The organism is Paraburkholderia sp. EG304 (assembly GCF_046543485.1).
GTDB lineage: Bacteria > Pseudomonadota > Gammaproteobacteria > Burkholderiales > Burkholderiaceae > Paraburkholderia > Paraburkholderia youngii.
This window is the reverse complement of record NZ_JBKGUA010000110.1, coordinates 1-9701: the sequence shown is the minus strand read 5'-3', so window position 1 is coordinate 9701 and position 9701 is coordinate 1. Positions and strand designations below refer to the sequence as shown.

13 protein-coding genes are annotated in these 9701 nt (G+C 60.6%); all 13 read left to right on the top strand.

Annotated features, from left to right (window positions below):
- Positions 1 to 217: hypothetical protein (locus tag ACLFKU_RS41380; protein ID WP_410853074.1), on the top strand; the 217-nt coding region annotated here is incomplete at its 5' end.
- Complete coding sequence (locus ACLFKU_RS41375) at positions 192 to 1223, top strand: N-6 DNA methylase (RefSeq protein WP_410853073.1); 1032 nt, start codon at positions 192 to 194, stop codon at positions 1221 to 1223. The genes ACLFKU_RS41380 and ACLFKU_RS41375, both read left to right, overlap by 26 nt.
- Positions 1224 to 1440: 217 nt before the next feature.
- Complete coding sequence (locus tag ACLFKU_RS41370; RefSeq protein WP_410853075.1) at positions 1441 to 3117, top strand: PRTRC system ParB family protein; 1677 nt, start codon at positions 1441 to 1443, stop codon at positions 3115 to 3117.
- A gap of 86 nt (positions 3118 to 3203) precedes the next feature.
- Complete coding sequence (locus ACLFKU_RS41365) at positions 3204 to 3686, top strand: PRTRC system protein E (protein WP_018432900.1); 483 nt, start codon at positions 3204 to 3206, stop codon at positions 3684 to 3686.
- A gap of 8 nt (positions 3687 to 3694) precedes the next feature.
- Positions 3695 to 3913, top strand: a complete 219-nt coding sequence (locus ACLFKU_RS41360) for a PRTRC system protein C (protein ID WP_410853072.1) — start codon at positions 3695 to 3697, stop codon at positions 3911 to 3913.
- 96 nt (positions 3914 to 4009) lie between these two features.
- Positions 4010 to 5170, top strand: coding sequence for a PRTRC system protein F (locus ACLFKU_RS41355; protein ID WP_410853071.1), 1161 nt, complete (start codon positions 4010 to 4012; stop codon positions 5168 to 5170).
- Entirely contained in the window at positions 5167 to 5895 is a 729-nt protein-coding gene (locus ACLFKU_RS41350) for a PRTRC system protein B (RefSeq protein WP_410853070.1), read from the top strand. Before ACLFKU_RS41355 ends, ACLFKU_RS41350 begins: the two co-directional genes overlap by 4 nt.
- 12 nt (positions 5896 to 5907) lie before the next feature.
- On the top strand, positions 5908 to 6549 hold the full coding sequence (locus ACLFKU_RS41345) for a PRTRC system protein A (protein WP_410853069.1): 642 nt from the start codon (positions 5908 to 5910) through the stop codon (positions 6547 to 6549).
- Positions 6546 to 7379 carry a PRTRC system ThiF family protein gene (locus ACLFKU_RS41340; protein ID WP_410853068.1) on the top strand — a complete coding sequence of 278 codons (834 nt, stop codon included), beginning with the start codon at positions 6546 to 6548 and terminating at the stop codon, positions 7377 to 7379. The genes ACLFKU_RS41345 and ACLFKU_RS41340 overlap by 4 nt, the downstream gene beginning before the upstream one ends.
- Before the next feature lie 120 nt (positions 7380 to 7499).
- Positions 7500 to 7979, top strand: a complete 480-nt coding sequence (locus ACLFKU_RS41335; protein WP_410853067.1) for a hypothetical protein — start codon at positions 7500 to 7502, stop codon at positions 7977 to 7979.
- A 108-nt stretch (positions 7980 to 8087) separates the two neighbouring features.
- Positions 8088 to 8597, top strand: coding sequence for a hypothetical protein (locus ACLFKU_RS41330; protein WP_410853066.1), 510 nt, complete (start codon positions 8088 to 8090; stop codon positions 8595 to 8597).
- Positions 8598 to 8949: 352 nt separating this feature from the next.
- Entirely contained in the window at positions 8950 to 9276 is a 327-nt protein-coding gene (locus ACLFKU_RS41325) for a hypothetical protein (protein WP_410853065.1), read from the top strand.
- A 97-nt stretch (positions 9277 to 9373) separates the two neighbouring features.
- Positions 9374 to 9701, top strand: a 328-nt coding sequence (locus tag ACLFKU_RS41320) for a glycine zipper 2TM domain-containing protein (RefSeq protein WP_410853064.1), incomplete at its 3' end; no start/stop codon positions are given.

The following is a 9701-nucleotide window of genomic DNA, read 5'->3' as shown; positions in this document are numbered from 1 at the left end:
CGAAACCCGCACCTTCGTCAGCTTCCATCGCCAGCGTCTGCTGCTTCATCCTGTTCTGCCTTCCTTATCCACTCCGCTCTATAACGCTCCGAGTAGCTATGCGGTGGACTTGATCAGCAATGCCCTAGATCCATTAACCCCGTGGGGCACGCCCCTCGGGGCATGCCTCGTCTATTTTTCGGACCTTGGGCATGAGCAAAAACGCCGCACAACGTAAGCACGATCTGACCGCGGATTCGTGCCAGAAAGAGCTGGTGAAACTGATCCAGTCGTTCTCATACGGGCATCATCTTCATACGGTGTTTTCCGACTTCGTCGAGTTGAGTGCGCTGGCGATCAGCAACAGTGTGGATCGTGCGCAGTTCGATGCCCGCGAGAAGCGCTACCTTGATATCGTCGGCAAGTACAAAAAGGAGGAAGTCGCGAAATTCCCGCAAATGCTTGGCCTTCTCGTTGAGTCGTTCGAGCTGCGTGTGGCGATGATCGGCAAGCCAACGTCAGGCGGTCAATTGATCGGCGGTGGCCTGACGGACGTTCTCGGCGAGACCTACATGATGCTGGGGCTCGGAAACGACAGGGCAGGCCAGTTCTTCACGCCTTACACCGTCTCCCGGATGATGTCGATGATGCTGATGGGCGATTGCGGTGCCGAAGTTCAACGGCGCGGCTTCATCCGGCTTCAGGAGCCCGCATGTGGCGCTGGTGGCATGGTGATCGCTGCGGCGGAATCGTTGCATGCTGCCGGCCACAACTATCAGCAGGTGATGCACGCGACCTGTATCGACATTGATCCGTGTTGCGTCCACATGGCCTATGTGCAACTCTCGCTGCTGCACATCCCCGCCACCGTGGTACATGGCAACGCGCTGTCGATGGAGGTATGGGGCACGTGGTACACGCCTGCGCACGTGCTGGGCGGCTGGACCTTCAGGCTGCGACGGAGGGTCGAGGCAGAACTGCTTCGCGATGCTGTCGCGCTCGAGCACGACGAGCCAGTCGAAGAGATCGCAGTAGCTGCCCGCCACGATGCGGGTGGCGATGCGGTCGCAACCGGAATGGATGAACCCGATGTCGCTGTACTGGAACGGGCAAACGGCAACGCCGCAGACATTTCTCCTGTTCGTGAGGCAACCTCTCTGGCGGAACTGTTCGAGCAGTCGCTTGCGAGTGGCACGCGCGAGCGCTCGGTGTTCGATACGATCGACCAGTTGACGCTCTTTTGAAGCCAAGGCCCACCCGAGAACGGTGGGCCTTTTTTCTTAGCGATATGCAATTGTGAAGCTTTCCGCTGAAACGGCGGCGGATCGTGACGGTATCTTTGATGAACCTACCGCGTCTCTGACGCATCGACCCAGCCGGCTCGCCCGGCATCGTTCATCATTGACCCCATCGGGAACCACTCCCGATAGGGAGCAGGTTCCCCTTTCTGGAGAACCTGCAATGCAACAACTTACTGCACCCCTGAAGCGCATCAAGCTTGGTCGTAACCCGCGTACGTACTTCGATCCGAAGGCGATGGCGGAACTGACCGAGTCGATTCGCGCGCATGGAGTCGACACGCCGATCATCGTTCGCCCCGTTGTCGAAGACGACTTCGACTTCGAGGTAATCGCGGGTGGTCGGCGCTATCGCGGCGCCATGGACGCTCACGGTGAAGACTTCCCGATGCCCATCGTTGTAAAGGACGTCGATGAAGTCGAAGCGCGCCGTATTGCGCTCACCGAGAACATCCAGCGCGACAACCTCTCTCCTGCCGAAGAAGCCGTCGATGCGGCCGAGCTGCTCGGACTGCATGGCGGCGACCGCGACGTGACTGCCAAGCTCCTTGGATGGTCACGCTCGACACTGGACAGCCGCCTTGCGCTGCTGAACTGTTCGAAGGCGGTGCTCGACGCGCTGAGCGAGCGGAAAATCAACATCGCTCACGCTGAACTGCTGGCGGCCCTCTCGAAAGAGAATCAGGACAAGGTCCTGCCAGTCGTTGTCTCGGAAAAGCGTTCGGTCGCCGACGTGAAGAAGCTGGTGGAACAGGCGTCCTGTGCGCTGGGCTCTGCCATTTTCGACAAGACGGACTGTGCGGGGTGTCCGCACAACTCGTCGACGCAGGCGCAGATGTTTGGCGAAGCGATCGGCACCGGAAACTGTACGAACCGCGGCTGCTTCAACGACAAGACGGAGAAGCAGCTGGAGGCGACGGCCGGCGGGCTGCGCGATGAATTCCAGACCGTGCGGATCGTACGGCTTGGCGACAACAACACGCGCGTGCAGCTGGCTGTCGAGGGAGCGAAGGGCGTCGGCCTTGAACAGGCGAAAGCCTGTCACGCCTGTGCGAACTACGGCGCGGCCGTGAGCGGCCTGCCTGATTCTGTAGGCAAGGTCTATCGCGGCCAGTGCTTCGACACCGTCTGCAACATGAAGAAGGTGGCGGCTCGCATCCAGGCGGAGAAGGCTGCATCGCAGCCGGCAAAGCCCGACAGTGCAAAGTCCGCACCAGCAGCCAAAAACGCAAGTGCGGGCAGCAAGTCAGCCAGTGCTCCGGCGTCCACGAATCCCTCGGTCACGGTCATTGCAGAGTCCGAGAAGGTGAAGGCCTATCGCGTGAAGCTGTGGCGCAAGGCCTTGCGTGCTGACATCGGCATGAATCATGAACTGGCCCGCCAGTATCTGATTGCGGTCGTGCTCAGTGGTCATGCACGTCAGGTCGACGATGCTGCGTTCCGCAATTTCTTCGAGCGGATTGTTGGCAGCGAGGCACCCGTGTCCAACCTGCCCAAGGCGATCGACGCCGTGCAGGCAGCGAAGGAAAGCTCACAGGCGGACCTGATGATTGCAATGCTGTTCGCCGCAATCGAAGGTCTGGATGTGACGTATCTGACGCAACTGTGCAAGTCGCACAGGCTGGACCTGAAAAAGCACTGGAAACTCGACAAGGAGTTTCTGGAGCTGATCACAAAGTCCGAGATGATGGTGCTGGCCGACGAGATCGGCATCCGCGCCGCGCTGGGCGACAACTTCAAGAAGGTCTTCGCGAAATCGAAGCCGGAAGTCATCGAGGCGCTCCTCAAGGTCGATGGGTTCGACTACGAGGGCAAGCTGCCGAAGGTGCTGAAGTTCTGAAGTCGCGGGGTGCGTTCTGCGTTCCGTCACCCTTCTATATGTAGACGCCGCCATCGCGCGGCGTCTCTCTTCTTTCGAGGTAATCAATGTTTCAACAACTTGAAGCGCTGGTGCGAGCCAGCGGCAAGCTGCAACTTACGCTGAAGATGGACAACGACCGCATGGCGGTAGTGGTGGTGCCGCAAGGCGAGGGCAAGGACGCTGCGCTGCGCCAGCCGCTGGTGCTTACTGGTACGGCGGCCGAGCTCGACGAGGGCTTTGCTGCGGCGATCGGTTCGTACTCGACGGCTCATGCGTCGCTGTCCGAACAGGTCGCGGCAACCACCGCGATCCTGCAGGAAGCGGAAAAGAGCCAGGCGTCCAAAGCGCAGAAGTCTCTCGCAAAGGGCGGTAAGACGGCACCGGCGAAAGCCGGTCAGTCGAACGCCAGCAGTGAGGGCGACGAGGACGATGAAGCCGACAACGATGATGACGAACAGTCAGCGTCTGCGTCGGCCGCGCCGGCTTCTGCAACGCCAGTGGATGCCGGGAAGTCCTCCGGCACCGATCTTCTTTCCCTGCTCAGCTGAGGTGCGCCATGTCCATTTCCGTCGCCCGTCTGGTTCGCGAGTTCGTCTACAACGGCGTGAACTTCGTCGATCCCGGTCCGACCTTTTCTCCCGAAGAGGTGCGCGATCTGTATTCCGCCCAGTATCCGGAGCTGACCACGGCCGCCATTGAGGGGCCAGTCTGCAACGGGGAAACCGCCCGCTACACGTTCATGCGTGCAGCAGGTGCCAAGGGTAGCGATGCGTAAGCGCGCGCTCATGCAATGCATCGCCGATGAGGCAATGCCATCGTCCAATGAACCGCCCGAAAGAGCGGTTTTTTTTCATGACAAGGAGATCGAGCAATGTTCTTCGATCCTCGGCCGGCTGATGCGCACGTCGCTCCTGACGGCGTCAGCTGGCAACCGCAGCGCCGTGCCGTTGCCCGACGTCGACCTGCCCATGATTTTCTGACGCTTCCGGATGTGTCGTGCGACGTGGTTGCGCGGCCGTCGATGAAGTGGCCGCATGACGCAGGAGTAGCACGGCTCGTCGCGACTCATTTCGAGTCCGGCGCGCTCCGGGCGTCCGATGTGAGCAGTTACGAAGGCGCCGGCCACGCGATGGCGCAGGCGCTGTTCGCCTGGATCAGACGGCAGTGCGGCACGCTGAAGCGCCTCACATTCAGGCCGGTGCTGCTCGATGCGGCGTCTGTCCAGGACCAGATCATGTACCAGGACAACGCGTCGGAGTTCGAGGTGAGCTCGCCGCTGTATCTGGGCATCGATACCGTCGAGGACTACATCTACATGATCGACGACCGGGCGGCGCCGTTAATCCAGGCGCATCCGCGGCTGCTCTCGACGGCGCTGATCCTGATCAACCGGGCAGCCTTTCGCACGCTGTGGATGCGAACTCCGGATGACTTCCTTGGGATGTTTTCGCAATGGCATTGGGATGGCGATCCGTGGTGCACCGACGAGGAGGCGATCGAGCAGCTGAAAGACCGCTTTGGCGACGACCCACACGAGTACGAGCAGTACCTGCCGTCCGTTGTGCGCGACGAACTTTGTCCGGACAGCATGGAGATCGGCCGGTACGACCTGCGGGCTCGCCGGTGGCGTTCGTTTCCCGCCTTGGGCATCGAGGCACTACGGCGTCTTGGCTATACCGAGCGTGGCTGGATACGCGAGCTGTGCGCGGAACTCGAGCATCTGACGGCTCTGCTCACAAAGGCTGGTCGCCGGAACCTGTTTGACTGGGCGTTCAGGCCCGAGGCGATCTATGCCGCCACGTCCATCGCGGCGTGCGACGGCCCGTATGTCGGTGATGTGCTCGATACCCATTATGAGTACTTCAGTAACGGCGGCGACGGGTCCCTGTTTCACGGGTTCATTGCCCTTGCCCAGTCACCCGATGACATCCGCAGGCAGTACGCGGACCTGTCGTTGGGCTTTTCCATTCTTCGTCAGGTTGACCGCGTGGTTTCACTGATCACGCGCGATCCGCAGGGAACAAAACAATGAAAGACGTTTTTCTGTCGACGGGGCATTCGGTCCCGCTGTCGGTGACGGGTGCGATCCTGTTGTATTCGGGTGCCGCGAGCACGGACAGCCCGGTCTACGCGACGGCGCATCCCGTCACGATCAAGGGCAAGCGCCCTGTGATCGGTGCCGGGCGGCCGGTGGACCGGCAGGCGCTGTTCACGGCGCTCGATTCACTTGCCGAACGCTGTGCGGCCAGGGCGGAGTTTCTGCCGGAAACGGTCCTCGCGATCGACCGCACCGCTGTGACCTGGTGGTGCAGGCCGACGATGCGGCGGGTGTTTTTCGACTGCCCGGAGCTTGGCAACGTCACCGCGGTGGTGCCGCATCCGGGCCTGGTCTTTCAGGCGCGCAATAGCGGGTTCTACGTGTATGCAGTTGACGGCGCCGCACGGCCGACACCTGACACGCTGCTGTATGAACCGCCGTACTTCAACACCTGGGACCACGGTTCCATCTGCATTGGCTCCGCACGTGTTCCCGATCGCATCGACATCGCGTCGATAAGCGGCTGGGAAAGTGGGTTCTTCGAATCGGCGTTCACCCACCCCAATGCGGGTGGCAAACGTGTCAATCACCCACGAGGCGAATTTGCATTCTGGAAGGAAATGCTGGCCGGCAAGTACGGCGAGCAGTTCCCCCTGCAATGTCTCGTGCCCATGAAGCGGACGCTCGGCGATCTGATCGCGCAGGGCCCCAAAGGCTAAAAAAATGAAAAAATGAACATTCCTGATTTGATGTTGCAACGGTCCTTTCCGACCGTCATGGTCCCGCGCAATGAAGCTGTCACAGAGATGCTGACCGCGGGTGAGCGGTTGCTGGTCGCGGAAAACGGTGTGTTCCTCGAGGTCCGGCGTCCCTGGCTATCGCTGGTGCGCCAGGTCGCGGAGTTCAATGTCCGCATGGCCATCCCGTATGGACGGGTTACTTCGTCCACGCGGCTGCTGTGCGAAACCATTCCGGCTGACCTGGTAGGTGCGTTTGCCGAGATGGCCCGTAAGGCGCATCCCATGGAAACCGGGGCGTGGATTGTGTGGAGTCCGTCGACGCAGGCCTTCCGGCTCGCGCCGGTGGGTATCGTCACCCACACCGGCGGATCGCTGAAGTATCAGCCTCCGGCTCTCGCCGGCGACGAAGTGCTGGTGATGGACTGCCATTCGCATGGGAGGCATCCCGCGTACTTTTCGTCGACCGACAACGACGATGACCGGCATGACGTGAAGATGGCGCTTGTCATCGGCAACTGTGACCGTTCGACCCCGAGCATCGCCGTGCGCTTGTGCGCGAAGGGGATCTTCGAGGAGACGGAGCGTGCGCCGGCGTCGTGGTATCAGGCAGTGCGCGTTCGGGAGGCGGTATGACGGACGCGATCTGCCATGAACTCCCGGCGCACATGGTGCAGCGCCCCTGGAGAATCATCGTTGTCGGAGCGGGCGGGACGGGCAGTGCTGTATTGCCAGCACTCGCCCGGTTGCACCACGCCATGATCGAACTGGGACACCCCGGCGGGATCGAGTGCACGGTGTACGACGACGATACGGTGAGCCCGACTAACGTTGGACGGCAGGGTTTCTATCCGAACGACGTGGGCAGTTACAAGGCCTCGCTGATCGTGAACCGGCTCAACATGCTGATGGGTACCAACTGGCGTGCGGTCACGCAACGCCTGAACGGTCGCACGGCACTGTTCAATGTCGATCTCGTGATTGGTTGTGTTGATACGCGTGCTGCCCGCAAGGCAATTCTCGACACCATCGGGGAAACGCACGCGTATTACCTCGACTGCGGCAATGACACGGATCGCGGCCAGGTGGTGCTTGGACAGACCATGCCTAGGGGTCAGAGGAAAGCCAGTCCGGACCGGTTGCCGCATGTGGGCGACCTGTTCCCGGACCTGGTGGACCCGTCGAAAGATGCTGACGACGACACGCCGTCCTGCTCCATGGCCGACGCGCTGCGCAAGCAGTCGCTCGTTATCAACTCCGCGATCGCGGTGCAGGCGTTCAATCTTCTGTGGACCCTGTTTCGCACCGGATCGTTGAAATACTCGGGCGTGTTCGTGAACCTGGCAACAGGGCGCACGAACCCGATACCGATTGACCCTGCTGCGTGGGCACGCTTCGGATACGAGGCACCCAAACCCAAGGAAAAGAAGGCTCGAAAGAGCCGGAAATCCCCCGCCGCAGACTGACCAGCCGCTTCCTTCGGGAAGCGGCTTTTTTATGGAGGTTGCAAATCGCTATACCTGAGAGCAGCGCATGTCGTTGCATCCCTGAGCTTCATTCCTCAAACACTTTTACGGGCACACACAATGCCGAACAACTTTTTCTCTAAAACCGCGCTCGCTCGCACCGCGAGCACTCCGTATGCGCATGCAAATGCGCTTGTCATTACTCTGCTTGCACTCTTTCTGGCGGCGTTTCACCGCTATGAAGGCTTCGCCGAGCCGTATCAGGTGTGGTTCCGTCTCGACGAAATCCACTATCTTGGGCGGTGGGCCCCGGGCGCGATTGAGCATCTGGCGGGCGCGTTCGCGCTCTGCTCGCTGTTCACGCTGTTCTGGGGCATTTTCGTGAGGCCGACCTCGCGTAACCGCGTGCTGGTCGCCGGTACGTTTGCCGTCGTGTACTTCGTCGCTTCGACGCTGATGCACGATGGAAGCCAATACCTGGCCAGCCACGATGCGGACCAGTTGATGCAGATGCTGGCGGACGTGCTCGGTCTCGGGCTCGCGCTGGTCTGGCTCGCGTGGCCTGAGGCACCGGAGGACGGCGAACCCAGCTTCGCCTGATTCCGTCCAACGTCGCTCCCTCCGGGAGCGGCGTTCTTTAGAAACCTTCCCGCGCGGACCGACAACCCGTGCGGGTTGCTCCGCGCGGCTATTTCACGAGGAGCAACAATGAACGAAACGGCCGCCCGTATCAAAGCCGCCGCACACCGCATGCAAGGCGTGATCATTGAAGTCGATGGCGACGAATCCCTCTCGATCGACGCACGCGCGCTTGACGGCATAACCGGCGAGGGCCTGTTCGATCTTGAAGGCGAATACGCGGCGAACCTGATTTCCGAGGCTCGCGCGTACGTCCTCATCGCCGACAACGAAGTGACCTTCGAAGATGCCCTGTCATCTGTCGTTGAAGGCTATCTCTCGGACTATCGTGAGACGACCGTCGCACAGGCGATCGACCTTGCGTTCTGGGACGCCTTCAAGGTCGACGGTAGCCATATGGCGACCATTGGCGCTATCGAGGCCAGGTCGTGCGTCGGCGAAGCCGTCGTCGCGCTGTTAAACGACGTTCAACGGATTTGCGTGCGTCCGACCGCCGACGGGGGCGGCATGGAACCCGACATGGTCGGCGTCTTCAAGGCTGGCGCGTATCGACAGGCGCGCGTCTGGTATTTTGGCTAACCCAACGTTGTTCTGAATTGCGCGGCCGCAGGCCGCGCGCGAAATCTGACATCAGCGCTGGTCCTTCGGGATCAGCGCTTTTTTTTTGCGCTACCGCTCGCGTGGAGCCCGGGTGAACTTTAAAAGCGAGGCGGTTTTCTCGATGTTTCCAGGCTGGCCGCGCTTCGGACTGCCCTAGACTGGCCGTATCACCCGCGCTTTTGCGCATCGAAAGAACACTCTGGCAAGCCAGAGTGCGTCAACCTTGGACCGACGACTGTCGGTCATCCACGACGGGCTTCCGCCTGTCTTTGACCCTGCTGGGAGCCAATCCCATCAGGGAATCGGCTCCCATTTTCTTAGGAGCCGCACAGTGCTGCATCAAGTCCCTGTTTCGCATGATCACGTCGCGACATCCCCAAAGGCGTTGGTCTCTCAGGCCGAGGCATATAGCAAGTCTCGGGAACTCCTGAGTCTCGTATACGGCCAGGGTTTCCGTCAGGCGACAACCGCCTACACCTACGAAATGTTTTCCATGAACCTCGCTCGTGAGTTCCCCGATGCTGTTTCTGCAAAAGGACGCATCGCAGGAAGCGACGAGAACGTGTCGTGGATGGTCGGTAGTCAGACAGTGGCGATCTGGAACCCGGAGAACACTGTCGGCGTCACCGGATATTCGAACCACGTTCGCACCAGTTAATCCTTCATCAAACCGCTTGTGTTACCGCGGTTGAATTCTTCCCGTCAGGGCAACCATCCCTGATGGGACGGTTGCCCTTCAATTCTTTGAGGCAACCATGTTCAAGATCATCATCAGTCTCGTTCTCGCATCCATGCTGTCCGCCTGCGCCAGTACCGATTTCGGCTCGCCGAATACGTATCAGCGTTACGACGTCCAGCGCGCCGGCACTGTCGAAGAGGCCACCGTCGTTCGCACCCGCTCAATCTCGATTGAAGCGGGTTCGGATAACTCCGGGCTCACTTCGCTGATCACCGCTGGTGTGGGTGCGTTCCTCGGTAGCCAGACCATCGGCAACGGCACAGGACGCTATATCGCGGGTGCCTTGTCGGGCGCTGCATCGGGCTTTGTCGCACAGAAGGTTTCACAGGCCATGGCGCAGCGTT

Excerpts from the sequence above, each read along its gene's own strand:
- ACLFKU_RS41375 (WP_410853073.1), top strand. The coding sequence starts at position 192 with ATGAGCAAAAACGCCGCACAACGTAAGCACGATCTGACCGCGGATTCG.
- ACLFKU_RS41370 (WP_410853075.1), top strand. The coding sequence starts at position 1,441 with ATGCAACAACTTACTGCACCCCTGAAGCGCATCAAGCTTGGTCGTAAC.
- ACLFKU_RS41365 (WP_018432900.1), top strand. The coding sequence starts at position 3,204 with ATGTTTCAACAACTTGAAGCGCTGGTGCGAGCCAGCGGCAAGCTGCAA.
- ACLFKU_RS41360 (WP_410853072.1), top strand. The coding sequence starts at position 3,695 with ATGTCCATTTCCGTCGCCCGTCTGGTTCGCGAGTTCGTCTACAACGGC.
- ACLFKU_RS41355 (WP_410853071.1), top strand. The coding sequence starts at position 4,010 with ATGTTCTTCGATCCTCGGCCGGCTGATGCGCACGTCGCTCCTGACGGC.
- ACLFKU_RS41350 (WP_410853070.1), top strand. The coding sequence starts at position 5,167 with ATGAAAGACGTTTTTCTGTCGACGGGGCATTCGGTCCCGCTGTCGGTG.
- ACLFKU_RS41345 (WP_410853069.1), top strand. The coding sequence starts at position 5,908 with ATGAACATTCCTGATTTGATGTTGCAACGGTCCTTTCCGACCGTCATG.
- ACLFKU_RS41340 (WP_410853068.1), top strand. The coding sequence starts at position 6,546 with ATGACGGACGCGATCTGCCATGAACTCCCGGCGCACATGGTGCAGCGC.
- ACLFKU_RS41335 (WP_410853067.1), top strand. The coding sequence starts at position 7,500 with ATGCCGAACAACTTTTTCTCTAAAACCGCGCTCGCTCGCACCGCGAGC.
- ACLFKU_RS41330 (WP_410853066.1), top strand. The coding sequence starts at position 8,088 with ATGAACGAAACGGCCGCCCGTATCAAAGCCGCCGCACACCGCATGCAA.